At 67.4% G+C, this 26,418-nt stretch carries 26 protein-coding genes and 2 pseudogenes; 15 read left to right on the top strand and 13 right to left on the bottom strand.

What is annotated here, in order from left to right; translation table 11 throughout:
* The 4 genes and pseudogenes from DIE23_RS31235 to DIE23_RS40465 all read left to right on the top strand — a co-directional run.
* Positions 1-138 (top strand): annotated as a pseudogene (locus DIE23_RS31235) (choline ABC transporter permease subunit); the annotation flags it as partial.
* Positions 139-255: 117 nt separating this feature from the next.
* A complete protein-coding gene (locus DIE23_RS31230; protein ID WP_124615672.1) occupies positions 256-1,257 on the top strand; it encodes a GlxA family transcriptional regulator in 1,002 nt (333 codons plus the stop codon).
* A 109-nt stretch (positions 1,258-1,366) separates the two neighbouring features.
* Positions 1,367-2,314 carry a choline ABC transporter substrate-binding protein gene (locus DIE23_RS31225; RefSeq protein WP_124615671.1) on the top strand — a complete coding sequence of 316 codons (948 nt, stop codon included), beginning with the start codon at positions 1,367-1,369 and terminating at the stop codon, positions 2,312-2,314.
* A gap of 192 nt (positions 2,315-2,506) precedes the next feature.
* Positions 2,507-2,614 (top strand): annotated as a pseudogene (locus DIE23_RS40465) (LysR family transcriptional regulator); the annotation flags it as partial.
* Positions 2,615-2,663: 49 nt separating this feature from the next.
* On the opposite strand, the gene DIE23_RS31215 reads toward DIE23_RS40465, so the two are convergent.
* From DIE23_RS31215 to DIE23_RS31205, 3 genes are all read right to left on the bottom strand, one after another.
* On the bottom strand, positions 2,664-3,812 hold the full coding sequence (locus DIE23_RS31215; protein WP_124615669.1) for an exo-alpha-sialidase: 1,149 nt from the start codon (positions 3,810-3,812) through the stop codon (positions 2,664-2,666).
* 56 nt (positions 3,813-3,868) lie between these two features.
* Positions 3,869-4,138, bottom strand: coding sequence for a MoaD/ThiS family protein (locus tag DIE23_RS31210; protein ID WP_006749905.1), 270 nt, complete (start codon positions 4,136-4,138; stop codon positions 3,869-3,871).
* Between the two features lie 138 nt (positions 4,139-4,276).
* On the bottom strand, positions 4,277-4,675 hold the full coding sequence (locus tag DIE23_RS31205) for a nuclear transport factor 2 family protein (RefSeq protein WP_124615667.1): 399 nt from the start codon (positions 4,673-4,675) through the stop codon (positions 4,277-4,279).
* A 78-nt stretch (positions 4,676-4,753) separates the two neighbouring features.
* On the opposite strand from DIE23_RS31205, the gene DIE23_RS31200 reads away from it, so the two are divergent.
* Entirely contained in the window at positions 4,754-5,695 is a 942-nt protein-coding gene (locus DIE23_RS31200; RefSeq protein ID WP_124615665.1) for a LysR substrate-binding domain-containing protein, read from the top strand.
* Between the two features lie 25 nt (positions 5,696-5,720).
* Here the strand turns inward: DIE23_RS31200 and DIE23_RS31195 are convergent, their stop codons facing one another.
* Complete coding sequence (locus DIE23_RS31195; RefSeq protein ID WP_124615663.1) at positions 5,721-6,410, bottom strand: aspartyl/asparaginyl beta-hydroxylase domain-containing protein; 690 nt, start codon at positions 6,408-6,410, stop codon at positions 5,721-5,723.
* A 205-nt stretch (positions 6,411-6,615) separates the two neighbouring features.
* On the opposite strand from DIE23_RS31195, the gene DIE23_RS31190 reads away from it, so the two are divergent.
* Together DIE23_RS31190 and DIE23_RS31185 are read left to right on the top strand one after the other, a co-directional pair.
* Positions 6,616-6,960: a DUF4148 domain-containing protein gene (locus tag DIE23_RS31190; RefSeq protein WP_124615661.1), complete on the top strand. Its 345-nt coding sequence runs from the start codon at positions 6,616-6,618 to the stop codon at positions 6,958-6,960.
* 71 nt (positions 6,961-7,031) lie between these two features.
* On the top strand, positions 7,032-7,307 hold the full coding sequence (locus DIE23_RS31185; RefSeq protein ID WP_124615659.1) for a DUF4148 domain-containing protein: 276 nt from the start codon (positions 7,032-7,034) through the stop codon (positions 7,305-7,307).
* 267 nt (positions 7,308-7,574) lie between these two features.
* On the opposite strand, the gene DIE23_RS31180 is transcribed toward DIE23_RS31185, so the two are convergent.
* Positions 7,575-8,102 carry a cytochrome b gene (locus DIE23_RS31180; RefSeq protein WP_124615657.1) on the bottom strand — a complete coding sequence of 176 codons (528 nt, stop codon included), beginning with the start codon at positions 8,100-8,102 and terminating at the stop codon, positions 7,575-7,577.
* Between the two features lie 405 nt (positions 8,103-8,507).
* On the opposite strand from DIE23_RS31180, the gene hpnI reads away from it, so the two are divergent.
* Both hpnI and DIE23_RS31170 read left to right on the top strand, forming a co-directional pair.
* The gene (gene hpnI / locus DIE23_RS31175) at positions 8,508-9,677 is read left to right on the top strand and encodes a bacteriohopanetetrol glucosamine biosynthesis glycosyltransferase HpnI (protein ID WP_124615655.1); all 1,170 of its coding nucleotides are present in this window, start codon (positions 8,508-8,510) and stop codon (positions 9,675-9,677) included.
* The gene (locus tag DIE23_RS31170; RefSeq protein ID WP_124615653.1) at positions 9,674-10,762 is read left to right on the top strand and encodes a lysylphosphatidylglycerol synthase domain-containing protein; all 1,089 of its coding nucleotides are present in this window, start codon (positions 9,674-9,676) and stop codon (positions 10,760-10,762) included. Before hpnI ends, DIE23_RS31170 begins: the two co-directional genes overlap by 4 nt.
* A gap of 79 nt (positions 10,763-10,841) precedes the next feature.
* On the opposite strand, the gene denD is transcribed toward DIE23_RS31170, so the two are convergent.
* The 8 genes from denD to DIE23_RS31130 form a co-directional block, all read right to left on the bottom strand.
* Positions 10,842-11,813, bottom strand: coding sequence for a D-erythronate dehydrogenase (gene denD, locus DIE23_RS31165; RefSeq protein WP_124615651.1), 972 nt, complete (start codon positions 11,811-11,813; stop codon positions 10,842-10,844).
* Between the two features lie 28 nt (positions 11,814-11,841).
* Positions 11,842-12,618 (bottom strand): 2-oxo-tetronate isomerase, encoded by a 777-nt coding sequence (otnI, locus tag DIE23_RS31160; protein ID WP_124615649.1) that lies wholly within the window; start codon positions 12,616-12,618, stop codon positions 11,842-11,844.
* Between the two features lie 60 nt (positions 12,619-12,678).
* Positions 12,679-14,004: an MFS transporter gene (locus DIE23_RS31155; RefSeq protein WP_124615647.1), complete on the bottom strand. Its 1,326-nt coding sequence runs from the start codon at positions 14,002-14,004 to the stop codon at positions 12,679-12,681.
* Positions 14,005-14,140: 136 nt separating this feature from the next.
* Complete coding sequence (locus tag DIE23_RS31150) at positions 14,141-14,779, bottom strand: aldolase (protein WP_124615676.1); 639 nt, start codon at positions 14,777-14,779, stop codon at positions 14,141-14,143.
* Positions 14,779-16,065: a 3-oxo-tetronate kinase gene (gene otnK, locus DIE23_RS31145; RefSeq protein ID WP_124615644.1), complete on the bottom strand. Its 1,287-nt coding sequence runs from the start codon at positions 16,063-16,065 to the stop codon at positions 14,779-14,781. The genes DIE23_RS31150 and otnK overlap by 1 nt, the downstream gene beginning before the upstream one ends.
* 19 nt (positions 16,066-16,084) lie before the next feature.
* A complete protein-coding gene (gene ltnD / locus DIE23_RS31140; RefSeq protein ID WP_124615642.1) occupies positions 16,085-16,975 on the bottom strand; it encodes an L-threonate dehydrogenase in 891 nt (296 codons plus the stop codon).
* 90 nt (positions 16,976-17,065) lie between these two features.
* Positions 17,066-17,770 carry a FadR/GntR family transcriptional regulator gene (locus DIE23_RS31135; RefSeq protein WP_059452152.1) on the bottom strand — a complete coding sequence of 235 codons (705 nt, stop codon included), beginning with the start codon at positions 17,768-17,770 and terminating at the stop codon, positions 17,066-17,068.
* A 204-nt stretch (positions 17,771-17,974) separates the two neighbouring features.
* Positions 17,975-19,048 carry a GlxA family transcriptional regulator gene (locus tag DIE23_RS31130; RefSeq protein ID WP_124615640.1) on the bottom strand — a complete coding sequence of 358 codons (1,074 nt, stop codon included), beginning with the start codon at positions 19,046-19,048 and terminating at the stop codon, positions 17,975-17,977.
* Positions 19,049-19,309: 261 nt separating this feature from the next.
* Between DIE23_RS31130 and DIE23_RS31125 the strand changes: the two genes are divergently transcribed.
* The 6 genes from DIE23_RS31125 to DIE23_RS31100 are packed head-to-tail and all read left to right on the top strand — an operon-like array spanning position 19,310 to position 26,343.
* The gene (locus DIE23_RS31125) at positions 19,310-20,695 is read left to right on the top strand and encodes an L-serine ammonia-lyase (RefSeq protein ID WP_124615638.1); all 1,386 of its coding nucleotides are present in this window, start codon (positions 19,310-19,312) and stop codon (positions 20,693-20,695) included.
* Between the two features lie 15 nt (positions 20,696-20,710).
* Complete coding sequence (locus tag DIE23_RS31120; protein ID WP_048242597.1) at positions 20,711-21,955, top strand: sarcosine oxidase subunit beta family protein; 1,245 nt, start codon at positions 20,711-20,713, stop codon at positions 21,953-21,955.
* A gap of 24 nt (positions 21,956-21,979) precedes the next feature.
* Positions 21,980-22,279, top strand: a complete 300-nt coding sequence (locus tag DIE23_RS31115) for a sarcosine oxidase subunit delta (protein WP_059534095.1) — start codon at positions 21,980-21,982, stop codon at positions 22,277-22,279.
* Complete coding sequence (locus DIE23_RS31110; protein ID WP_124615636.1) at positions 22,276-25,287, top strand: sarcosine oxidase subunit alpha family protein; 3,012 nt, start codon at positions 22,276-22,278, stop codon at positions 25,285-25,287. Before DIE23_RS31115 ends, DIE23_RS31110 begins: the two co-directional genes overlap by 4 nt.
* Positions 25,277-25,906 (top strand): sarcosine oxidase subunit gamma, encoded by a 630-nt coding sequence (locus tag DIE23_RS31105; RefSeq protein ID WP_124615634.1) that lies wholly within the window; start codon positions 25,277-25,279, stop codon positions 25,904-25,906. Before DIE23_RS31110 ends, DIE23_RS31105 begins: the two co-directional genes overlap by 11 nt.
* A complete protein-coding gene (locus DIE23_RS31100; RefSeq protein ID WP_059452158.1) occupies positions 25,903-26,343 on the top strand; it encodes a dihydroneopterin aldolase in 441 nt (146 codons plus the stop codon). Before DIE23_RS31105 ends, DIE23_RS31100 begins: the two co-directional genes overlap by 4 nt.
* The last annotated feature ends 75 nt before the right edge of the window (positions 26,344-26,418 follow it).

Raw genomic sequence — 26,418 nt, 5'->3', positions numbered from 1 at the left:
CTGTCGGTCGTGCTGCTCGCGATCATTCTCGACCGCATCACCGAGAGCTTCGGCCGCGCGCCGGGCACCGCGAAAGCCCCGTTGTTCTCGGGCCTGAAGCAGCTGTTTCGCGCGAAGGTCACCCCCGCGCAAGCGTAAGTAACCGGCGGCCGGTTCGCCTTCCGGCCGCCTCCCCCGATTCGATACCGGCTTTCGTGGCATTTGCCACGGGGCTGGCTGCCTGCAACCTGCCCAATCGTTCGCCAGGAGCCCGATGTGACGTCCGCCGCCGCTGCCGCCGTGCCCGCCGCTCGCGTTTCACCGGTTTCGTCCCTTGCCCATTTCGGCTTCCTGACGCTGCCGAACTTCTCGATGATCGCGTTCTCCAGCGCGGTCGAAGTGCTTCGGATGGCGAACTACGTCGGACGCGCCGACCATTATCAGTGGTCGATCTATTCGCTCGACGGCGCGCCCGTGCATGCCAGCAACGGCATCGCGGTGCGGCCGACCCAGGCGCTCGACTACACGAACCTGCCCGACGTGATGATCGTATGCGGCGGCATCCGCATCCGCGATGTGGTCGACGACGGCGCGCGCGACACGCTCACGACGCTCGCCGAACGCGGGCTGCCGCTGGGCGGCATCTGCACCGGTGCGTATGCATTGATGTCGGGCGGGCTGCTCGACGGCTATCGCTGCACCGTGCACTGGGAGAACCTGTCCGCGCTGCATGCGGAGTTTCCGCAGGTGGGGTTCGCCGACGAGCTGTTCGTCGTCGATCGCGACCGGCTCACCTGCACCGGCGGCACCGCGCCGCTCGACCTGATGCTGAACCTCGTCGGCATGCGCTTCGGCCAGCAGCTCGCCGCGCAGGTGTCCGAGCAGTTCATTCTCGAGCGCATCCGCAGCTCGACCGACACGCAGCCGATTCCCGTCGATGCGCGCGTCGGCTTCTCGCGCGCGGAGCTGATCGAGGTCGTGCGGCTGATGGAGGCGAACATCGAGGAGCCGCTGTCGCTCGAGGAGCTCGCGCGGCTCGTGCGGCTGTCGCAGCGGCACCTGCAGCGGATGTTCAAGGTGTACCTGAACGTATCGCCAACCCACTATTACCTGACGCTGCGCCTGAAACGCGCGCGCGACCTGCTGCGCACGACCGACGCGTCGATCGCGCGCGTGACGACGACGTGCGGATTCCATTCGCCGTGTCACTTCAGCAAGGCGTACCGAGCGCAGTTCGGTCACGCGCCGAGCTACGAGCGCCGGCTGCCGGGGCGCTGACGCAACTCGCGCGAACCATTCGGTCCGTGACGCTGCCGGGATCGCGGCGCACGGTTTCAACCATCGATCCCGTTCCATGAAAAACGACGTCACTTTGAGGAGAAGACAGATGAAGCGCCTATTGATCGCAGCGGTATGCGGGATCGGGATTGCCGCGCCGATGTCGGCGGTTTATGCGGCCGACCCGCCGGTATGCAAGAACGTGCGCTTCGCGGACGTCGGCTGGACCGACATCGCAGCCACCACCGGCCTTGCTGCGACGATGCTGCAGGGGCTCGGCTACGCGCCGACCAAGACGATCGCGTCGGTGCCGATCACGTTCGCCGGCATCAAGAGCAAGCAGATCGACGTGTTCCTCGGCTACTGGTCGCCGACGATGGACCCGATCATCCAGCCGTTCACGAAGGCCGGGACGATCAAGGTGCTCGGTACGCCCAACCTGACCGGCGCGAAATATACGCTCGCGGTGCCCGACTACGTGTACCAGGGCGGCCTGAAGTCGTTCGCCGACATCCAGAAGTTCGCGGACAAGCTCAACGGCAAGGTCTACGGGATCGAACCGGGCAATGACGGCAACGCGTTGATCAAGAAGATGATCGACGGCAACCAGTTCGGCCTCGGCAAGTTCAAGCTGGTCGAGTCGAGCGAGGCCGGGATGCTGGTCGAAGTGAATCGCGCGATTCGAGACAAGCAGTGGATCGTGTTCCTCGGCTGGGAACCGCATCCGATGAACGTCCAGATGAAGATCGATTACCTGACCGGCGGCGACGACGTGTTCGGCCCGAACTACGGCGAAGCGAAGGTGCTGACGGCCACGCCGCCCGACTACGCGCAGCGTTGCCCGAACGTCGCGAAGTTCGTGTCGAACCTGCAGTTCACGACGTCGATCGAGAACCACGTGATGGTGCCGATCATGAACAAGGAAGACCCGAACAAGGCCGCCGCCGAGTGGCTGAAGGCGAACCCGCAATCGCTCGACAAGTGGCTGGCCGGCGTGACGACGCTCGACGGCAAGCCGGGCCTGCCGGCGGTGAAGGCGTACCTCGGCGTGCACTGAGCGACGCACGCGGGCTTCCCGGTTACGGCCGGAAGCCCGATGTCGATCTCGAGCCGCCGGAGGCAGGGCTGATGTCCTGCTTTCGGCGGCTTTGTCGTTTTTTCAGGGCGGCGGGCGGCGCGCGGACCCTCCGTTAGACTGCTCGATCTCGATCGAGGAGGCGGCAATGATCCGCAATGCGCTCGCGGCATCCGGCCCGGGAGCGCGCTCGAGCCGCAAGTCGGACGGTTTCTCGACTGGCTCGAAGCGGAAATCGCGCGGACGCGCGCGGCGGTCGCACGGATCGCGCCGCGTAGGTGAGGCAACGGTCCGACGCTTGCATTCCGCTGCGAAGCGTGCAAGTCGTTCGTTACCCGAAACGCACGCAATACACCGGCGGCAAATGCGCGGAGACCTGCCGCCAGTTTTCGCCGCCGTCATCGGACGTCCATAACCCGCCCGTCGTCGAAGCCATCGCGAGACGCGTGCCGGAGTCGTCCACCGCGAGCCCGTGTCGATACACGAGATCGTAGGCCGGCGCAGGCGGCAACCCGTTCGACAGGCTCTCGAAACTGCGGCCGCCGTCTCGCGTGCGCGTGACGACGAACCGGCCGTTCACCGGAATCCGGCATGCATCCTTCACCGCCGGTACGAACCACGCGGTGTCGGGGTCGGCCGGATGCACGGCGACCGCGAAACCGAAGCTCGACGGCTGCGCTTCGATCCGTTGCCAGTGCGCGGCGCCATCGGTCGAGCGGAAGATCGCGCAGTGATGCTGGGTCCACAGCACATCGGGATTGGCCGCGCACTGGACGACGCGGTGCGGGTCCTGCACGTTGGGTTCGCCGCGCCGTTCGGGCGGCATGTAATCGGCTTCCATGCCGTCGGCGGTGACACGCCAGGTCGCGCCGCCGTCTAAGGTCTGCCAGACGCCGCCGCACGAGATGCCTATCGTCACGTGCCGGCTATCGCGCGGGTCGACCATCACCGAATGGATGCCCGGCGCATCGTAGCCGCCGCCGAACCACTCGGGGCGCTCCGGGCGGTCCCACAGTGCGCGGTTCAGCACCCACGAATCACCGCCATCGCCGGAGCGGAACAGTCCGCCGGGTATCGTGCCGGCCCACAGTACGCCCGGTTCGTCGACGCCGCCGGTTTCCAGCGACCAGATCTGCTGAAGCGTCCACGGCGGGCGCGGCGGAGCGGGCGCTGCGTCGTCCGCGTCGCCGGCGCCGGCATGGGCGCTGACGTCGGTGCGCGGTTCGTCGGCGGGCTGCGACGGATAGACGGGGACCGCACATTCTTCCCATTCCGCGGCATCGGCACGCCTGCGATGCAGCTTGACGCCGAAATGGCCGAGATTGAGCGCCGCATACAGCGTGCCGTCGCGCGGGTCGGCCAGCGCCATGCTGACCGGTTCGCCGATGAAGTGCGGCTCGCCGAGCGACCAGCCGCCGTTGCCGTCGGCGAGCAGCACGAACAGGCCCTTGCGGGTCGCGACGAGCAGTCGATCGTTCATGTCGGGTGTCTCCTGTGGGCGCGTCCGGGCGCTTGTTTGGGTGACGATGCGTCCCTTTATCCGCCGGACAGCGCCTGCACGACATAGACGCGGCTGGCATCGCCGAGCGCATCGGACAGGTGTTGCCGGTCGCGTACCGGCTGGCCGTCGATGAACACCGACAGGTGCTTTCTCAGCGCGCCCTGGTCGTCGACGATATAGCCGCGCAGCCGCGGCTGTTCGCCGAAGACGGTTTCGAGCGCTTCGCCGAGCGTCCGTGCGTCGATGTCGCGCTCGGGTGTGTCGATATGGCGCTGGATCGACGCCGCGAAGAATAGGTGTGCCATGGCGGTGGCTGGCCGGAGCCGCGCGGGGGGACGGTCTGTAGTGTAGGCGATCGATCGGGCCGGCAGCGAGGTTGCCGTACGGCTGGCGGCGCGCCATGTTGCTGCGCCGCGCAATGGCCGGCGCGCCCGCTCGCGCGGTTATGCGTACTTGTCGCCGACCGTACTTCGCACCGGATGCGTGTCGTAGACGATGATCATGCGCTCGATGCGCGCGTCGTCGTCGAATTCGAATACGTCGACGCATTCGAACCGCACCGCGGAACCGTCTTTCAGCCCCCAGTCGTAGATGAAATAGCCGGTGGCCCGACGTGCCCCCGTCGCGCTGACGCAGATGTCGATCGGCGTGATGCGGCTTTGTCCGGATGCCGCCACGACTTTTTCGAAGAAGGGCTGCGGCGCCATCCAGCCGAGAAACGGCGAGAATATCCGTGCATCAGGCGCAAACAATGCACAGATCGCGGCGACGTCGCCGTGTTCGAGCGCTTTCAGGTAGGTATCGACCTGCCGCGTGTATAGTGCGTCGGACGACGAGACCATGGTATTTCTCCGCTGATTGTTGACGAGCCATCCGCGACAGGCGTCGCGAACCGGTTCAACCACGATAGCGATGCAGCGATGACCGAACAAACGAATAATCCGCAACCCGGGTATGCCGCCCGCGCATATCCGCTGGCGGACCTCACCCGTGCGCTGCCGCCGCTGACGGCGTTCCAGGCGTTCGTTGCCGCTGCCGAACTCGGCAGCTTCAACCGGGCAGCCGAGCATCTGTGCCGGACCCAGGGCGCGGTGAGCCGTCAGGTGCAGCAACTGGAAGCGCACTACCGATGTGCGTTGTTCATCCGTCATCCTTCGGGATTGACGTTGACCCCGGAAGGCGGCGCGTTGCTGACGGTGGCCGTCGACGTGCTCGCGCAACTGGCACAACACGCGCACGCCCATGCGCATGCCGCGTCGATCCTCACGTTGCGCCTGCCTTCCACGTTCGCGATTCGCTGGCTGCTGCCGCGGCTGTCGGCGCTCAATCACGCGCTGCCGCGGACCGAATTGCGCATTCACACATCGGCGGACGACACACCGGATTTCACCGACGCGGATGTCGATGCCATCGTCGTGCGCGGTACCGGAAACTGGGCGGGAATGGTGGCGGTTCCGCTGTTCGACGAGTGCCTCACGCCGATGTGTACGCGCGAGGCAGGCGCGTCGTTGAAGTCGATCGCCGATCTCGCGCATGCGACGCTGCTGCATCCCGCGCGCAATCGCGATGAGTGGCGATGCTGGCTGGCCGCCGTCGGCGCAACGCGGATCGATCCGGGCACCGGGCTCGTATTCGATACGCTCGAACTGACGCTGACGGCCGCGGCTCAGGCGCATGGCATCGCGATCGGCGATCCGCGCATGGCGGCGGATCGGCTGGCGGCCGGAACGCTGGTCACACCGTTTCCGGAGGTGGTGCGCAACGGTCTGGGCTACTACCTCGTCTACCCGGCGCAGCGCGCCGCGCAACCCGCGATTCAAGCGCTCGCGGAGGTCCTGACGCGTCTCGCGCGGGAGGATTGACGACGGGCGTGTGACGGGCGATTTGCTAAACCGGAATCGACCGCCCGCGCACCCGGATCCCCAGCCGCACGATGCCGATCACCGCATTCGACAGCCACGTCAGCAAGCGCGGCATGTCGCGCCGGCGGATATCGAGCAGCAGAACGATCCGCACTTCGTCGCTGTCGTTCCACACCTCGTGCACGAAGGTATCGTCCCACAGCAGGAAGCGACCTTCGTCGAGCCGGTATTCACGGCCGTCGACCTTCAGCACGGCGGCCGGCGTGCCGTCCGCGCGCTTCGGCATCGACAGCACCAGATAGCCGCGCAGGATGCCGCGGAACGGCCCGCGATGCGGCGGGATGTGTTTGCCGGGCGCGAGGAACGACAGCGACGCGGACAGCACGTCCGGCGAAGCCGCGACGATCGATTCGACGGTCGGGCAGCGCGACAGGTTGCGCGGGAACGGCTGGCCGTAAGCCTGCATGATGAACATCCGCCAGTCGCGCGCATCGTTGGCCGAGATGTCGTGCTGCTCGCGCATGATCTCGTGAAAGCGCGGGATGCGCGGCAGGTCGCGCGCGACGACCAGCGCTTCCGCACGGATGGCCGGCCACGCACGGACGAACCGCTCGGCGTCGGGAAACACGGCCGTGTCGAGTACGGCGCCGCCGTCGATATGGCGGTCGTACAGCGTGCGAAGCAGGCCGGCTGCATAGTCGTAAGCGACGGACATGATCGAGGGCCGATCCACAAGGTGTCGTCAGTCTGCCCCACGCGCGGTGGGGCCTGCGTTACGTCAGGTTACGCCGGCTGACGAAAGAATGACAGCGCGATGAACGTCCGGTGCACGCGGCCCGGGATTCCGGGAATAAACGACCACCCTGCGTCGTCATACGGGGTGTAGCACGTCGTCTCGTTGACTTCACAAGGAGTGGAACATGAATAAGCATTGGCTGGTGGCCGCTACGGTAGCGGCGATGTCCGTCGCGGGTGTGGCGTCGCCTGCGTCGGCACAGGCACTGACGCGCGCGCAGGTCAGGCAGCAACTGATCGACGCTGAAAACAACGGGCTGCGCTTCGTGACCGACACGTCGTATCCGGACGTGAGCCCGCTGTTCCAGCGGCAGGCCGAACAGATGCCGCAGCATCAGGCCGAGACCGCGGTCGGCAGCGATCCGGCGGGGACGTCCGACGCGGGCAGGCCGGCGGCGCAGCCGACCCGTCCGCGCCCGGCCGCGTGCGTGGGTCCCGAGAGCTTCTGCACGCCGTATTTCGGAAGCTGACGTAGCAGACCGCTGCGGCGGGCTCGACATTCACGAAGGTTGATCGGCACGAAACATTGAAGGAGTTCATGATGAAAACTTGTATCGCACTACTGATGATCGGTGTAATCTCCGGTCAGTCCGCATTCGCCCAAGCGAATGCGCCGCTTACACGTGCACAGGTTCGCGAGGAGCTGATTCGTCTGGAAGCGGCCGGGTACGACCCGTCGAAGGGTGACGACGGCGAATATCCGGCGGACATTCAGGCCGCGCAGGCAAAGCTTGCCGAGCAGGATCGGGCGAGGATGGCGGCTTCGGCCGCAGCGCCGGCGCCGGCTCCTGCCATGCCGGCACAGACTGACAACTAGGTGCCGACATGATCGTGTGTGTCTTCAGGCCGTCGTGTTCGCGGTACGGCAAACCGCATGCCGTTCGCGGCACGCGACCGGGTCGAACCGCGCGGACGGCCATGCCGTCGATCGCGCGCCGCTTCGCGCGGCGCCGCGATCATCTCGTTGCCCGATTCCGGTGGGCGGGCAGGTTGGTCGCAGGGTGAGCCGCGATGCAGACGAAATCGCGATCCGTCAATGCCGGACGCCTGCCCGCGATGGCGTGCCCGGATGCGGGTGGCCGGATTACCAGGGCATCATCCGTTGCATGACCTGGTCGCGCAGGACGAAACGATGCGCGACCGCGGCCGCGACGTGAAGGCAGATGCCGCCGAACAGTACCCACGCGAGGATGCCGTGCACGTCGCCCATCGCGTGCCCGAATCCCGAGCCGGCCGCCGACAGCGCCGGCAGCGGGACGACGCCGAACAGCGTCACGGCCCATGCACGCGACGACGCATTGATCCAGCCGAGCAACGGCACGGCGATCATCAGGGCATAGAGCCCGAAGTGCGTTGTGCCGGACACGGCGCGCATCGTGGGCGACAGTTCGTCGGCGGGCGGACGATGCGTCACGCGCCAGAGCACGCGACAAGCCATCGCGGCAAGCAGCGCGGTGCCCACGATCAGGTGCGCGGCGATCAGCCCGACCGGTTGCGTATCGCGATGGACGTCGGGCATCGTCCAGCCGATCGCATACTGCGCGACGACAAGCGCCACGATCAGCCAGTGAAGAAGGCGTGCGACTCCGTCATATCGGGCGGGTGTAGACATGAAAGCTCCTGGCAAGCGGTGGGGACCGTATCTTCCGGCGGATTCTACGGACGAATTCTTAACGAAACGTTAAGCGTGCGGTCGCGCAACGGATTTGTCCGGCAAAGCCTGCGCGCCGTCGACCCGAACGGATTCGGCCGACAGCAACGCGATCGCGACGGCGATCCTGTCGATCCGTAAGGTTGCCGGCGCGGCATGCACGGCCGCGCTCGCCCGCGGCCATGCGCGCATGACCGGGATCGATCGCCGCATGGTAGTCGTGTCATCTGATTGCGCGTAACGTCTGGGGATCATCCTTCACAGCCGGCTCGATGGAGATCGGTTCGGCCGCGTGCACGGGTGAACCCGGGCGCGCGGGGCCGGTCCCCGGCATCGCGGTCGTACGGGAAACCACAGGGGAGAAGCATGGTTTTGCTGCATGTGGTGCACGCGCTGGCGCGGGCAATGGCGCTCGTTTGCGGGCTGGGCGTGCTGCTGGGCATGGCCTACACGATCTCGGCCAGCGTGCTGGTCGGCCGGTTCTTTTCCCGCGCGGCGCCGAAGCCGCGCGATTTTCCGGGCGTCACCGTCGCGAAGCCGTTACACGGCGACGAATGGCAGCTCGGACAGCATCTCGAAAGCTTCTTCGTCCAGGATTATCCGGGGCCGGTTCAGCACCTGTTCGGCGTGCATGACGCGGACGACGCCGCGCTCGAAGCCGTCGAGACGCTGCGTGCGCGCTATCCGGATGCCAACATCACGGTCGTCGCCGATGCACGGCTGTACGGGCCCAACCGCAAGATCGCCAATCTCGTGAACATGCTCGAACACGCGGAGCATGCGGTGCTCTGCCTGGCCGACAGCGACGTGGTGGTCGACCGCGATTATCTGCGCGCCGTCGTCGGCGCGCTGCAGGAGCCGGAGGTCGGCATCGTGACGAGCGTGTACCGCGGCGTCGCGTCGCCGGGTTTCTGGCCCGGTGTCGCCGTCGCGATGACGAACTACCATTTCTTGCCGGGCGTGATTACCGGGCTCTGCATCGGTCGCGCGCGTCCGTGCTTCGGCCAGACGATCGCGATCACGCGCGCGACGCTCGAACGCATCGGCGGCCTGGCGCGTTTCGCGCATCACCTCGCCGAGGATCACGCGCTTGGCGAAGCGGTGCGGCAGATCGGGGCACGGGTCGTGGTTCCGCCGTTCGTCGTCGGGCATGCGTGTGTCGACGACACGTTCGCGACGCTGTACGCGCACGAATTGCGCTGGAGTTGCACCATCCGGGCGGCGGACCGGATCGGTCATGCCGGTTCGGTGCTGATGCATCCGGTGCCGCTGGCGCTGCTGGCGCTGCTGCTGTCAGGCGGCTCGGCCGCGGCCTGCGGGCTGACGGTGGCCGCGCTTGCCGCGCGGGCGCTGCTGATGGTGAAAACCGCGCACGCGATCGGCGCGAGCCTGCGCGGCGCGCTCTGGCTGCCGTTCGTCGATCTGCTGCAGTTCCTGATCTTCGTGTCGAGCTTCTTCTCGTCGCACGTCGTCTGGCGCGGCACGCGCTTTCGCGTCGACCGCGAGGGCTTGCTGTCGCCGGCGGGGAAACCATGACGCACGACACGCATTTCGATGACGAAGGCGCGGACCGGCTGTCCGTGCGTCGCGACGCGCGGCTCCGGCATGCGGGACGCCTGGCTGCGCTCGCCGGGCTGGCGATCGCGGTGTGGCTGATCTGGCGCGAGCATCCGCTGGAGATCCTGCACCGGCTGCAGGCCGCGGGCGTCGGGCTGCTGGTCGCGGCGCTGGCCCATGTCCTGCCGATGCTTGCCAATGCGTGGGACTGGCGGATGCTGATCCGGGGCCGGCGCCGGCCGTCGTTTGCGACGATGCTGCGGCTCGTCTGGATCCGCGAATCGATCAACGGATTGTTGCCGGTCGCGCGGATCGGCGGCGAAATCGTGTCGTTCGGCCTGCTGCGGCGGGCGGGCGTGCGGCCGGCCACCGCCGTGGCGAGCCTCGTCGCCGACATGCAGCTGACGCTGATCAGCCAGCTCGTGTTCGCGCTGGTCGCGATCGGCTACGTGCTCGAGCGCGTGTCGTCCGATGCCGCCCGCGTGGCCGCGCAGCTCGCCATCGGCATGGCGGCGCTGGTGCCGGTGCTGCTGCTGTTCGCGCTGGTGCAGCATGCGCGGCCGTTCGAGCGCGCGATGCGCGCGCTCAACCGCATCACGAGCGGGAAGGTGGTTGCGCTGGTCGGCGAATCGGCGCGCACCGATCAGTCGATCCGGATGATCTGGCGGAAGACGGGCATCGTCGTCCGCTATCTGGCGATCTGGCAGACGCTGCAGTTTGCCGGCTATGCGCTGGAAATCTGGCTCGCGCTGCATTTCCTCGGCGCCGATCCGACGTTCGCCCAGGCGCTCGCGATCGAAGCGTTGATCCAGCTGCTGAGCAGCATCACGTTCCTGATGCCGGGCGGGCTGGGCGTGCAGGAGGGCGGGTTCGTGCTGATCGGCGGGCTGCTCGGGTTCGACGCGCCGACCTGTCTGGCGCTGGCCGGTGCGCGGCGCGTGCGCGATCTGCTGTTCTATCTGCCGGGCTTGCTGGCGTGGCAGCACGCGGCCGGCGCTTCGCGCCTGCCGTCCGGCGCGAAGCGCGCGTCGCTGCCTGTCGGGGAATCCGCCGGGCAGCGCTGATGCGGCCCGACGTTGCCGGCCTGCCGGGCCGGCAGCGGCGGTGCCGACACGGCCGCTTGCCCGCCGGGCTGCGCGGCCATCAACGCCGTTCGTCGGCGATATGGTTGCGGATCACGTCCGCGAACGACGTGTCGCCCTTCAGCCCGAGTGCTTCCGCGCGCGTCGTGTCCCAGCGGCCCGGCCAGCTGCCGACGATCTTCTCGACGCGTTCGTCCGGCGCATGGCGGATCAGCTTCACGACGTCGTCGCCGGCGACCTCGCGCAGCGCCGCGATCATCTCGTCGACCGATACCGACAGGCCCGGCAGGTTGATCACGCGCTTGTTGCCGAGCTTTTCGCTGTCGAGCTCGCAACCGGCGACGAGCGCCTCGATCGCACCGCGCGGCGACAGCAGCCACAGCCGCGTCGAACCCGGCACCGGGCACACGCTTTCCTCGCCGTTCAGCGGCTCGCGGATGATGCCGCTCGCGAACGACGACGCGGCCGCGTTCGGGCGGCCCGGCCGCACGCTGATGGTCGGCAGCCGCAGCACGCGGCCGTCGACGAAGCCGCGCCGCGCGTAGTCGCACAGCAGCAGCTCGGCGATCGCCTTCTCCGCGCCGTACGACGATTGCGGATTCAGCGCGGTGTCGTCCTGCACGACGTCGGGCAGCACGCCGCCGTAGACGGCCACCGAGCTCGTGAACACGACGCGCGGACGATGGCCGCGCGCGCGGCACACTTCGAGCAGCGTGCGCGATGCGTCGAGGTTGATCCGCATGCCGAGATCGAAATCGGCCTCGGCCTGCCCACTGACGATCGCCGCGAGGTGGAAGATCGCGCCCGTCTGCGTGTCGATCGCGCTTTCGAGCACGGCACGATCGGCGATGTCGCCGACGATCGACGTCACGCGCGCATCGCCGAAATCGCTGCCCTTGACGACGTCGAGCAGCACCAACTCGTCGAACTTCTCGCTCCGGCCGTCGGGGCCGGTCAGTTCGCCGCGCTCGAGCAGCTTGCGCGCGAGACGCTGGCCGAGAAAGCCGGCGCCGCCGGTGATCAGTACTTTCATGTTGGTAGCCCTCTTGGGAATGCTTGAATCACAGGTACGGCTTGAGCCAGCCGAGGCCCTCGGACGTGCCGGCCTTCGGGCGATATTCGCAGCCGATCCAGCCGTCGTAGCCGAGCGCGTCGATCAGCGCGAACAGGTACGGGTAGTTGAGTTCGCCGATGTCCGGCTCGTGACGCTCGGGCACGCCGGCGATCTGGATGTGGCCGATGCCCGCGAAATCGCGCTTGAGCTTCATCGCGAGGTCGCCCTCGACGATCTGGCAGTGATAGCAGTCGAACTGCACCTTCAGGTTCGGCGCGCCGACTTCCGCGCAAATCGCGTGCGCGTCGTCCTGGCGGCTCAGGAAATAGCCGGGCATGTCGCGCTGGTTGATCGGCTCGATCAGGACCGTGATGCCGTGCGCGAAGGCGGCCTGCGCCGCATGCCGCAGGTTCGCCACGTAGGTGTCGCGATGGCGCGCGCGATCGGCGCCCGGCGCGACCATCCCGGCCATCACGTGCAGCTTCTTGTTGCCGAGCACGCGCGCATAGTCGAGTGCCTGGTCGATGCCGCGCCGGAATTCGTCCTCGCGGCCCGGCAGCGACGCGATCCCGCGTTCGCCGGCGGCCCAGTCGCCGGGCGGCGCGTTGAACAGCGCCTGCTCGAGATTGTGCGCGTCGAGGCGCGCGCGGATGTCCTCGGCGGCGAAGTCGTACGGGAACAGGTACTCGACGGCCTTGAAGCCGTCGTACGAGGCAGCGGCGAAGCGTTCCAGGAACGCATGCTCGGTGTACATCATCGAGAGGTTGGCGGCGAAGCGGGGCATGGCAGCGGGTCCTGTGAATGAATGGGGCGGGGCGCACGGCGCCCCGCGTCGAATGATGAATCAGCGGTTCACGAGTTTCGCGGGCGTGAGCCACACGGCGATCGCGCCGATCACGAGCATCGCCGCGAGCACGTACATGCCGGACGACGTGCTGTGCGTGGTGTCCTTCAGGTAGCCGATCACGTACGGGCTCGCGAATCCGGCGAGGTTGCCGACCGAGTTGATGATCGCGATCCCGGCAGCTGCCGCGGAGCCCGCGAGGAACGCGGTCGGCAGCGACCAGAACAGCGGCGCGCAGGTCAGCACGCCGCCCGCCGCGAGCGACAGGAACACGATCGACACCGCCGTATTGTGCGAGTACGACGCGGCGACCGCAAACCCGACCGCGCCCATCAGCGCCGGCACGATCAGGTGCCAGCGGCGTTCGCGGCGCTTGTCCGCGCTGTGGCCGAACAGGTTCATCACGACGATCGCGACGACGAACGGGATCGCCGACAGCAGGCCGATCTGGAACGTATCGGTGATGCCGGTGGACTTGACGAGCGTCGGCATCCAGAACGTGAGGCCATACTGGCCGGTGACGAACGCGAAGTAGATCAGCGACATCCACCACATGCGCGGGTCGGAGAACACGGCCTTCAGCGAATGGCCGTGCTGCTGCTGTTCCTGCGGCTGCGCGGCGATTTCGTCCTCGAGCAACTGCTTCTCGCGCGCGTCGAGCCACTTCGCGCTGCGGATGCCGTTGTCGAGATACAGGATCGTCGCGATGCCGATGAGCAGGGCCGGCACGGCTTCGATCACGAACATCCATTGCCAGCCGTGAAAGCCCGAGCCGCCGTGAAAGCGCTCCATGATCCAGCCCGACAGCGGGTTCCCGAAGATGCCCGACACCGGAATCGCGGACATGAACACAGCGATGATCTTCGCGCGGCGATGCGACGGGAACCAGTACGTGAGGTACAGGATCACGCCGGGATAGAAACCGGCTTCCGCGAGGCCGAGCAAAAAGCGCAGTACGTAGAACTGCGTCGGCGTCTTCACGAACGCGAACACCGCGGAAAGCAGTCCCCACGTGATCATGATCCGCGCGATCCAGATGCGCGCGCCGATGCGGTGCATCAGCAGGTTGCTTGGGAGTTCGAACAGGAAGTAGCCGAGGAAGAAGATGCCGGCGCCGAGGCCGAACACGGTTTCGCTGAACGCGAGATCCTGCGACATCTGCAGCTTCGCGAAGCCGACGTTCACGCGGTCGAGATACGCGACCACGTAGCAGAGCATCAGGAACGGCACGATGCGCCAGAAAACTTTCTTGTAGGTGCGGTCGAGCTCGCCCGATTGGGCGGGCGCGGCGGGCGAGCGGCTTGCGGCCGCGTCGAGAGCAGTCATCGTCGTCTCCAGGGATATTGTGTGCCGGCGGCGCGTACGCCGCCGGATCATGTGTGTGCTGACGGAAGGGCCCGCGCACACGGCGGGCATGAAAATCGGTGCGTAGTCCTGCGTGATTCGTGCGCGACGCGTTGCGTTACCAGCGCGCGCCGAAGGTCTGGCGCAGTTCGTCGAGCGCGGCGTCGGACAGCGGATCCGGCTTCGGGTTCGTCATCAGCCACAACCGCGCGGTTTCCTCGAGTTCCTCGAGCGCATACGACGCGTGCGACACCGACGGCCCCCACATCACCGGGCCGAGGCGGTCGAGCAGCACGCCGCGCACCTGGTCGGCGAGCGCCGCGACTTCGGCCGCGACGGCCGGGTCGCCGGGTCGGCGATAGCGGATCAGCGGAATGTGGCCGACCTTCATCACGTAGTACGGCGTGATCGGCGGCAGCACGTCGGTGTCGCGCCACACGCCCGCGAGCGTCAGCGCGACGAGGTGCGTCGAATGCGTATGGACGACGCCGTGCGCTTCCGCGTTGCGCGCGTAGATCCCGCGATGCAGCGCGAGCGTCTTCGACGGCTTGCCGCCCGATACCGGCTGGCCGTCGAGGCCGACCTTCGCGATGTCGTTCGGGTCGAGGCGGCCGAGGCACGCGTCGGTCGGCGTGATGAGCCAACCGTCGTTCAGACGCGCGCTGATGTTGCCGGCGCTGCCGACCGCGTGGCCGCGCGCATACAGGCTCGCGCCGACGACGCAGATCTCTTCGCGCAGTTTCGCTTCGTGGCTCATCATGCAGCTCCGTCGAGTGCGCGCAGCGCCTTGTCGAAAAAGTCCACCGTGCCGAAGTTGCCGGATTTCAGCGCGAGGCCGAGCGGCCGCGCGTCGATGGTGGCCGTTGCCGGCACGCCGGGATCGATCTGCGCGCCGATCTGCAGCGACTTCACGTCGAGCGCCTGCACGACCGCGCCGGACGTCTCGCCGCCGGCCACGACGAACTTGCGCACGCCGAGGTCGCGCAGGCCGCGAGCAATCGCCGCGAGCGTGCCTTCGACGAGGTGGCCGGCCGCTTCGACGCCGAGCGCCTGCTGGACGGCCTTCACTTCGTCAGGGGTCGCGGTCGCATAGATCAGCACGGGCTGCGGCAGGTGCGAGCGTGCGAATGCGAGTGCTTCGTCGACGACAGGTTCGCCACGCGAGGCCGCGAGCGGATCGATGCGGAAGCTCGGCCGGCTTTCGCGCCATGCGGCGACCTGTGCGTTGGTCGCCTTCGACGCGCTGCCGGCGAGCACCGCCGACAATCCGTCGATGCGCGGCAGCGAGGCCGCGTTGTCGCGCTGGGGCAGCAATTCCGCGCGACGGAAATTCTCCGGCAGGCCGAGCGCGACACCCGAGCCGCCGGTGACGAGCGGCAGGTTCGCGCACGCTTCACCGAGCACGTGGAGGTCGCGATCCGACAGCGCGTCGGCGATCGCGAAGCGTGCACCTTCCGCGCGCAGCTGCTCGATCCGCGCGCGTACGGCCGCCGCGCCGAGTGCGATCGTGTCGTAGCGGATCAGGCCGACTGGCGACTTCGTCTGCCGCTGCAGCACGCGTACCAGGTTCGCGTCCTTCATCGGCGTGAGCGGGTGGTTCTCCATCCCCGATTCGTTCAGCAGCACGTCGCCGACGAACAGGTGGCCGCGGAAGATCGTGCGGCCGTTCTCCGGGAACGCCGGGCAGGCGATCGTGAAGCCGCCGCCGGCCGCATCGAGCAGCGCGTCGGCGACGGGCCCGATGTTGCCCGCGTCGGTCGAGTCGAACGTCGAGCAGTACTTGAAGAAGAACTGGCGGCAACCCTGCGCGCGCAGCCATTCGTAGGCGGCGAGCGATTGCGCGACGGCGTCGGCGGCGGGAATCGTGCGCGACTTCAGCGCGACGACGATCGCGTCGGCGTCGACTGAGGCGCCGCCGGCGGGCACGCCGATCGTCTGCACGGTACGCATGCCGCTCTTGACGAGCATGTTCGCGAGATCGGTCGCGCCGGTGAAATCGTCGGCGATGCAGCCGAGCAGGGGACGGGAAGCGGAAGCGGTCATGGCAGGAACGTCGTTCGAATCAGCGGGCGGGCGGCAGCGTGATGCCGGGGAAAGTCTTGATCACGGCGGAATCGTCCTCGCCGCCGTGGCCGGCGCTCGATGCGCTCATGAACATCTGGTGCGCGGTGGCCGACAGCGGCAGCGGGAACTTGCTGCGGCGCGCGGTATCGAGCACGAGGCCGAGATCCTTCACGAAGATGTCGACGGCCGACAGCGGCGTGTAGTCGCCGTTCAGGATGTGCGGCACCCGGTTCTCGAACATCCACGAATTGCCGGCGCTGTGCGTGATCACGTCGTACAGCGCGTCGGCATCGACGCCTTCGCGCAGGCCAAGCGCCATCGCCTCGGCGGCCGCCGCGATATGCACGCCGGCCAGCAGCTGGTTGATGATCTTCACCTTCGAGCCGATGCCGTGCGCGTCGCCGAGCCGGTACACCTTGCCGGCGATCGCGGCGAGCACATCGTCGCAGGCCGCATACGCGGCGGCGGGGCCCGACGTCATCATCGTCATCTCGCCCGACGCCGCGCGCGCGGCGCCGCCCGACACCGGCGCGTCGAGCATCTGCAGGCCCGCGGCCTCGATGCGCGCGCCGAGCGCGACCGCGAAGTCGGGTGCGACGGTCGCGCTCGCGATCACGACGCCGCCCGGCTTCATCGCCGCGACCGCGCCGTGCTCGCCGAACAGCACCGTTTCAGTCTGTGCGGCATTGACGACGAGCGTGACGACGACGTCGCACTGCGCGCCGAGTTCGGCCGGGCTCGCGCAGGCGACGCCGCCTTCGGCCGCGAACGCCTGCAGCACGGTGTCGCGCACGTCGCATGCGTGCACGCGGAATCCCGCGCGCAGCAGCGAGCGGGCGACGCCGAGGCCCATCGCGCCGAGGCCGATGACTCCAACATTTCGTGACATGGTCAACCTTGATCGATTCGGGAAAGGTTCGGGACAACGACGGCGCCGGTTCGGCCCGGGCCGCCGCATTCAGCATTCAGCAACCGGTCATCAGCAGATGCCGGCTTCCGCGAGACGGCGGGCCGCGTTGTACATGTGCGTGCGTGCCGCGTTGCGCGCCGCCATCGGATCGCGCGCGCGGATCGCGTCGGCGATCGCCGCGTGTTCCTCCCGCACCTGCCGCGAGAAATCCTCGCGCGTCGCTTCGTTGCGCCGCGTGACCTTCACGCCGGCCTCGAGGTACTGGTTCAGGAACTGCAGCGTCTTCAGGAAATACGGGTTGCCGGTGACGGCCGCGATCGTGCGGTGGAACGCGACGTCTTCCGCGACGCCGTCGCGCCCTTCGGCCACCGCGTCGTCGATCTTGCGCAGCGCGTCGTCGATGTCGGCCATGTCGTCGGCGGTGTGGTGCAGCGCGGCTTCGGCCGCGACTTCAGCCTCGATCGCGCGGCGCACCGCGAGCAGGTGCGGCAGCGAACTCGCCTCGACGGCTTCCGCGTAGTCGATCCGCAGCGGCCGGATCGCGCCGTGCTGGTTCACGTACACGCCGCTGCCCTGGCGCGGCTCGACCACGCCTTCGTTCTTCAAGCGCGAGATCGCTTCGCGGATCACGGTACGGCTCACGCCGAATTCCTGCGCGAGCACGGCTTCCGTCGGCAGCTTGCCGGTGGCCGAGAAACTGCCGACTTCGATCTGCTTGAGCAACTGCTGCGCGACGTGGTCGCTCATCGCACGGGCGGGAATTTTCTCGAACATGGCGCTCTGGTTTGTAAGGTGATGTGGTCATCATACAAATTTGAGTGTGCGTCAGCATCCGGGATAACCCTCGATTAACGAGCGACAACATCGGTTAAGTTGGCTGGAACCGGTTCCAATCGCCGTGAAAATGTGGCGATCGTGCGGGGTTCAACGCGTGGCAGGAGGAGGGAGGCGCGCGCCGGCGGCGGCGCGCGATCGTCGTCAGTCGGCGATGTCTTCGACGGGATCGGGATCGGCCGTCACCGGCACACCGGCTTCCGTGACTTCCCCGCCGCGCTCGCGATAGGTCGCCGGCGGCACGCCGAACTGCTTGCGGAATTCGCGCCCGAGGTGCGACGCGTCGGCGAACCCGCAGCTCGACGCGATATCGGCGACGGTGCGGTCGGAGCTGGTCAGCAGCCACGCGGCCGTGCGCAGCCGCACCTGCTTCGCGAACGCCTGCGGGCTCTTGCCCGTCTCGGCCTTGAACAGCCGCTCGAGCTGGCGGGTCGACATGTCGAGCTTGCACGCGAGCTCCTCGAGCGGCAGCGCGCGCCCGACATGCTGTTCCATCAGGAGAATCGCGCGCTTGACCTTCGGGTGCGTGGCCGGCTCGAGGCCCGGCGGATGCGGCTGCGGCGCATTGCCTTTCTGCATCTCGCCGACGAGCAGGATGCGCAGTGCCTTCTGCACGGTCGCATGGTCGAAGTGGCGCAGCAGGATCGCGGCGGCGACGTCGATCGACGCGCGGCCGCCCGAGCAGGTGATCCGGCGCCGGTCGATCACGAACAGGCGATCGGCGATCAGCAGGTCGGGATCGGCGCTCGGGAAGCGTTCGATGAAATCCCAGTAGTGGAACCAGCTCACGCAGGTGCGGTAGCCGTCGAGCACGTTCGCGCGCATCAGCGTAAACACCCCCGTGCAGATCCCGACGACCGTGGCGCCGCCCGCCGCCGCGCGGCGGACGAACTCGAGCGTTTCGGGGCCGGCTTGCGGCCCCGAATGCAGCAGCCCGCCGACCACGACCACGTAGTCGAATGGTTCGGCCCCATCGAAGGTTTCCCACGGCGTGATCTGGATTCCGCAGCTCGCGCGCACCGGCGCGAGCGTCTCGCCGATCACGCTCCACGCGCAGCGCACCGGCTTGCTGTAGTCGCCGTCGTCGGCCGACAGCCGCAGCATGTCGACGAAACCCGAGAAGGCCGTGAGCGTGAAGTTCGGCAGCAGCACGATGCCGAAGCGGATGCGCCGCGGCGCCGGTTCGGCGAGGGGGGAAGCGGGTACGTCGGGTGTCATCGCGGTCAATCTCGTCACGCCGGGAAGGCGGGTATCACTCGTTTCACACTGCTTGCGGGCACGGCTGCCGGCTGGCGAGGACGCCGGCCGACTTGTGGTTTTTCGTCGCCAACCATCGTCAAAACGCACTTTCCGGCCGTCCTGCGCGGGGCTTGGCGCCGGTATCCCACGCCGATGCCGTTTTTGTTCTATCGGCCAATTTTACGCTTTGATGTACTGATGCCAACGACATTTCACGTACGCCCACCCAGAGGAAGCCAGATGAACGTCAGCGCGTTCGACCTGTTCAAGATCGGTATCGGCCCGTCCAGTTCGCATACGGTCGGCCCGATGATCGCCGCATGCCGCTTCGCGTCGCACATCGAGGACGCGAACCTGCTCGGCTTCGTGCGCCGCGTGCGGGTCGAACTATACGGCTCGCTCGGTGCAACGGGCAAGGGCCACGGCACCGACAAGGCGGTGCTGCTCGGCCTCGAGGGCCACCTGCCGGACACGATCGATCCGGACCTGATCGAGCCGCGGCTCGCCGAGATCCGCGCGGAGAAGTCGCTGACGCTGCTCGGCAAGCAGGCGATCCGCTTCGACGAGAAGGAAAACATCGGCTTCTATCGCAAGTTGATGAGCGGCACCAGCATCGTGCATCCGAACGGGATGCGCTTCCAGGCGTTCGACGAGCACGGCCAGCTGCTCGTCGAGAAAGAGTATTACTCGGTCGGCGGCGGCTTCGTCGTGAACCGCGACGGCGATCGCGTGAACGGCGTGCGCGCGGCGGTCGAGGTGCCGTATCCGTTCCGCACCGGTGACGACCTGATGCGCCAGTGCCGCGAACACGGGCTGTCGATCGCCGAACTGATGCTGCGCAACGAATGCGCGCTGCGCCCCGAGGATGAAGTGCGCGCCGGGCTGCTCGCGATCTGGCGCACGATGGCCGCGTGCGTCGAGCGCGGCTGCAAGGTCGAGGGCGAACTGCCGGGCCCGATGCGCGTGAAGCGCCGCGCGGCCGAACTGAACGGGCACCTGCGTGCGCGTTCGGAGGAGTCGCTGCGCGACCCGCTGTCGATGCTGGACTGGGTCAACCTGTATGCGATGGCCGTCAACGAAGAAAACGCGGCGGGCGGCCGGGTCGTCACCGCGCCCACCAACGGCGCGGCCGGCGTGATTCCCGCGGTGCTGCACTACTACGTGAAATTCGTGCCGGGCTCGAACGAAGCCGGCATCGTCGAATTCCTGCTGACGGCCGCGGCGATCGGGATCATCTACAAGGAAACGGCGTCGATTTCCGGCGCGGAAGTCGGCTGCCAGGGCGAGGTGGGCGTCGCGTGCTCGATGGCTGCCGCCGCACTCGCCGCGGTGATGGGCGGCACGCCCGACCAGGTCGAGAACGCGGCCGAGATCGGCATGGAACACAACCTCGGCATGACCTGCGACCCGGTCGGCGGGCTCGTGCAGATCCCGTGCATCGAACGCAACGCAATGGGCGCGATCAAGGCGCTGAACGCGTCGCGGATGGCGCTCAAGGGTAACGGCCAGCACTACGTCTCGCTTGATTCGGTGATCAAGACGATGCGCGAGACGGGTGCCGACATGAAGACGAAATACAAGGAAACGTCGCGCGGCGGTCTTGCCGTGAACGTCATCGAATGCTAACGAAGGATCACTAACATGAGCCGCTACTCGATATTCAGCCTGTTCCGCAACGGCCTCTCGTATCACGAGAACTGGGAAAAGCAGTGGAAGAGCCCGGAACCGAAGAAGGAATACGACGTCGTGATCGTCGGCGGCGGCGGCCACGGCCTCGCGACCGCCTACTACCTCGCGAAGGAGCACGGGATCACGAACGTCGCGATCCTCGAGAAGGGCTGGATCGGCGGCGGCAACACCGCTCGCAACACGACGATCGTGCGCTCGAACTACCTGTGGGACGAATCGGCCGCGCTGTACGAGAAGGCGATGAAGCTGTGGGAAGGCCTGTCGCAGGACCTGAACTACAACGTGATGTTCAGCCAGCGCGGCGTGATGAACCTCGCGCACACGCTGCAGGACGTGCGTGACACCGAGCGTCGCGTGAACGCGAACCGGCTGAACGGCGTCGACGCCGAATTCCTGACGCCCGAGCAGATCAAGGAAATCGAGCCGACGATCAACCTGAACAGCCGCTACCCGGTGCTCGGCGCATCGATCCAGCGCCGTGCGGGCGTCGCGCGTCACGACGCGGTGGCCTGGGGCTTCGCGCGCGGCGCCGACCGCGCCGGTGTCGACATCATCCAGAACTGCCAGGTGACGGGCATTCGCCGCGAAGGCGGCGCGGTGGTCGGCGTCGATACGGTGAAGGGTTTCATCAAGGCGAAGAAGGTCGCGGTGGTGGCCGCCGGCAACACGACAACGCTCGCCGACATGGCCGGCGTGCGCCTGCCGATCGAAAGCCACCCGCTGCAGGCGCTGGTGTCCGAGCCGATCAAGCCGGTGGTGAACTCGGTGATCATGTCGAACGCGGTGCACGCATACATCAGCCAGTCCGACAAGGGCGACCTCGTGATCGGCGCGGGTATCGACCAGTACACGGGCTTCGGCCAGCGCGGCAGCTTCCACATCATCGAAAGCACGCTGCAGGCGATCGTCGAGATGTTCCCGGTGTTCTCGCGCGTGCGGATGAACCGCCAGTGGGGCGGCATCGTCGACGTGTCGCCGGACGCGTGCCCGATCATTACCAAGACCGACGTGAAGGGTCTCTATTTCAACTGCGGCTGGGGTACTGGCGGCTTCAAGGCGACGCCGGGCTCGGGCTGGGTGTTCGCGCACACGATCGCCCGCGACGAACCGCATCCGCTGAACGCGCCTTTCGCGCTCGACCGCTTCTACACGGGCCACCTGATCGACGAGCACGGCGCTGCCGCCGTGGCGCACTAACCCCGCACTGAAGGAGAAAGAAACATGTTGCTGATCGAATGTCCGTGGTGCGGGCCGCGCGCCGAATCCGAGTTCACGTGCGGCGGTGAAGCCGACATCGTGCGCCCGGTTGCGAACGAGAACATGACCGACCGCGAATGGGGCGAATACGTGTTCATGCGCGAGAACAAGCGCGGTATCCACCGCGAGCAGTGGCTGCACACGCAGGGCTGCCGCCGCTGGTTCAAGGTGACGCGCGACACGGTCACCTACGATATCAAGGGCTACGAAAAGTTCGGTGGCGCGGCTGCCGGAAACGCACACGAAGAGGGTACGAGCAAATGAGCCAGAAAGACCGCCTCGGCACCGGTGGCCGCATCAATCGCGCGATTCCGCTGACGTTCACGTTCAACGGCCGCACGTATCAGGGCTTCCAGGGCGACACGCTCGCGTCCGCGCTGCTCGCGAACGGCGTGCACTTCGTTGCACGCAGCTTCAAGTACCACCGTCCGCGCGGGATCGTGACGGCGGACGTCGCGGAACCGAATGCCGTCGTGCAGCTCGAGACCGGCCCGTACACGGTGCCGAACGCGCGCGCGACCGAGATCGAGCTGTACCAGGGCCTCGTCGCGACGAGCGTGAACGCCGAGCCGTCGCTCGAGAACGACAAGTACGCGATCAACCAGAAGTTCTCGCGCTTCATGCCGGCCGGGTTCTACTACAAGACCTTCATGTGGCCGCGCAACATGTGGCCGAAGTATGAAGAGAAGATCCGCGAGGCCGCCGGCCTCGGCAAGGCGCCCGAGGTGCTCGACGCCGATCGCTACGACAAATGCTACGCGCACTGCGACGTGCTCGTGGTCGGCGGTGGCCCGTCGGGCCTCGCCGCCGCGCATGCGGCCGCGAAGGCCGGCGCACGCGTGATTCTCGTCGACGACCAGCGCGAACTCGGCGGCAGCCTGCTGTCGTGCCGCGCGGAAATCGACGCGAAGCCGGCGCTGCAGTGGGTCGAGAAGATCGAAGCCGAGCTGCGCAAGCTGCCCGACGTGACGATCCTGTCGCGCAGCACCGCGTTCGGCTACCAGGACCACAACCTCGTGACGGTCACGCAGCGCCTGACCGATCACCAGCCGGTGTCGATGCGCAAGGGCACGCGCGAGCTGCTGTGGAAGGTCCGCGCGAAGCGCGTGATCCTCGCGACCGGCGCGCACGAGCGTCCGATCGTGTTCGGCAACAACGACCTGCCGGGCGTGATGCTCGCAGGCGCGGTGTCCACCTACGTGCATCGCTACGGCGTGCTGCCGGGCCGCAACGTGGTCGTGTTCACGAACAACGACCGTGCGTACCAGACCGCGCTCGACCTGAAGGCGTGCGGTGCGAAGGTGACGGTCGTCGATTCGCGTGCGTCGTCGAACGGCGCGCTGCCCGCGGCCGCGAAGCGGCAGGGCGTGACGGTGATGAGCGGTGCGGTCGTGACGGCCGCTTCGGGCAAGTGGCGCGTATCGTCGGTCGACGTCGCGTCCTACTCGAACGGCCAGACCGGCGGCAAGATGCAGTCGCTGCCGTGCGACCTCGTCGCGATGTCGGGCGGCTTCAGCCCGGTGCTGCACCTGTTCGCGCAGTCGGGCGGCAAGGCATGCTGGAACGACGAGAAGGCGTGCTTCCTGCCGGGCAAGCCCGTGCAGGCCGAGGCCAGCATCGGTGCGGCCGCGGGCGAGTTCGGTCTCGCCCGTGCGCTGCGGCTCGCGGTCGACGCGGGCGCCGAAGCGGCGAAGGCCGCGGGCTTCACGGCCGCGCAGCGCCCCGTCGCGCCGCAGGTCGCGGAAACCGTCGAAGGTGCGCTGCAGCCGTTGTGGCTCGTCGGCAGCCGCGAGGCCGCCGCACGCGGGCCGAAGCAGTTCGTCGACTTCCAGAACGACGTGGCGGCCGCGGACATCCTGCTGGCCGCGCGCGAAGGCTTCGAGTCGGTCGAGCACGTGAAGCGCTACACCGCGATGGGCTTCGGCACCGACCAGGGCAAGCTCGGCAACATCAACGGGATGGCGATCCTCGCGCAGGCGCTCGGCAAGACGATTCCTGAAACGGGCACGACGACGTTCCGCCCGAACTACACGCCCGTGTCGTTCGGTACGTTCGCGGGCCGCGAGACGGGTGACTTCCTCGACCCGATCCGCAAGACGGCCGTGCATGAATGGCACGTCGAGCACGGCGCGATGTTCGAGGACGTCGGCAACTGGAAGCGGCCGTGGTACTTCCCGAAGAAGGGCGAGGACCTGCATGCGGCCGTGAAGCGCGAATGCCTCGCGGTGCGCAACAGCGTCGGCATCCTCGACGCGTCGACGCTCGGCAAGATCGACATCCAGGGTCCGGACGCGGTGAAGCTGCTGAACTGGATGTACACGAACCCGTGGAACAAGCTCGAGATCGGCAAGTGCCGCTACGGGCTGATGCTCGACGAAAACGGGATGGTGTTCGACGACGGCGTGACGGTGCGCCTCGCCGACCAGCATTTCATGATGACGACGACCACCGGCGGCGCGGCGCGCGTGCTCACGTGGCTTGAGCGCTGGCTGCAGACCGAATGGCCCGACATGAAGGTGCGGCTCGCGTCCGTCACCGATCACTGGGCGACGTTCGCGGTGGTCGGCCCGAAGAGCCGCAAGGTCGTGCAGAAGGTGTGCCAGGACATCGACTTCGGCAACGACGCGTTCCCGTTCATGAGCTACCGGAACGGCACCGTCGCGGGCGCGAAGGCGCGCGTGATGCGGATCAGCTTCTCGGGCGAACTCGCCTATGAAGTGAACGTGCCGGCCAACGCGGGTCGCGCGGTATGGGAAGCGCTGATGGCGGCCGGTGCCGAGTTCGACATCACGCCGTACGGCACCGAGACGATGCACGTGCTGCGCGCGGAGAAGGGCTACATCATCGTCGGTCAGGATACGGATGGCTCGATCACGCCGTACGACCTCGGGATGGGCGGGGTCGTCGCGAAGTCGAAGGACTTCCTCGGCAAGCGTTCGCTGTCGCGTTCGGACACTTCGAAGGAAGGCCGCAAGCAATTCGTCGGCCTGCTGACCGAAGACGAACAGTTCGTGCTGCCGGAAGGCGCGCAGATCATCGCGAAGGACACGCAGGTGTCGGCGGTGGATCCGACGCCGATGATCGGCCACGTGACGTCGAGTTATTACAGCCCGATCCTGAAGCGCTCGATTGCGCTGGCAGTGGTGAAGGGCGGCCTGAGCAAGATGGGCGAGAGCGTCGTGATTCCGCTGGCCAACGGCAAGCGCATCACCGCGAAGATCTCGAGCCCGGTTTTCTACGATACCGAAGGGGTGCGCCAGAATGTGGAATGAAACGAGAAACCAGGCGCCGGTGGCGGGCGCGGGCGTGACGCTTGAATCGCCGTTCGTCGGCGCGGCCGATGTGCTGAAGCCGCACCAGGCGCGCGCATCGAAGAAGTTCATGCTGCGCGAGCGGCCGTTCCTCGACCTCGTGAACGTGCGCGGCGAGCTGAGCGACCCGGCATTCGTCAGCGCGTTCGAGCGCGTGGTCGGCTGCCGGCCGCCGTCGGCGCCGAACACGGTCGCGCGCGGTGCCGAGTACGACGTGCTGTGGCTCGGTCCCGACGAGTGGCTCGTGCGCTCGAACGGGCCCGTGCCGGCGGGCGTGCTCGAGGCGCAGCTCGCGGAGGCCGTGCAGGGTTCGTATGCGGCGGCTGTCGACGTCGGCAGCGGCTACACGGTCGTCGAGGTCAGCGGCGAACGCGTGCGCGACGTGATCGCGCGCGGCTGCCCGCTCGATCTGCATCCGCGTGTGCTGAAGCCGGGCCAGTGCGTGCAGTCGCACTACTTCAAGTCGCCGATCACGCTGATTCCGACCGGCGACGATACGTACGAGATCGTCCTGCGTCGCAGCTTCGCCGACTATTTCGTGCGCATCATGCTCGACGCCGCGGCGCCGCTCGCATCATGAAGCCGTTCGACGAACCGTTCGTGGCGATCGACGCGCCGCGCCTGCGCGGGCGCGGCTGGAGCGTGTTCGTCGACGAACTGAAGGTGCCCGCGCGGATCGGGATCCACGCGCACGAGCACGAGGCGCCGCAGCCGATCGTGATCGATGCGCGCCTCGGGTATCGCTGCGAGCCGAGCGAGCAGGGCGAGTGGATCGACTACGACGGCTATTGCGCGCGCGTCGCGTCGTTCCTGTCGCACAAGCCGCATACGCGGCTGCTCGAGACGCTCGTCGCCGATCTCGCGGTGATGTCGTTTCGGGAATGGCCCGCGCTGGAGTCGCTGACGCTGTCGATGTACAAGCCGAAGATCCGGCCAGGGACGAAGCGCGTCGGCGTGTCGCTCGACTGGACGCGCGGGGATTACCTGCGGTGGACGGGGGCGGCGGGGCAGCTGTGATGGGCTGAGCGGCCTGTATCGTTTCCAAAGCGGCGCGTCATGACGAAGTCACGACGCGCCGTTTTTCTTGGCAGC

This window comes from Burkholderia sp. Bp9143 (genome assembly GCF_003853645.1).
Taxonomy (GTDB): domain Bacteria; phylum Pseudomonadota; class Gammaproteobacteria; order Burkholderiales; family Burkholderiaceae; genus Burkholderia.
This window is presented reverse-complemented; position numbering and strand designations above follow the sequence as displayed.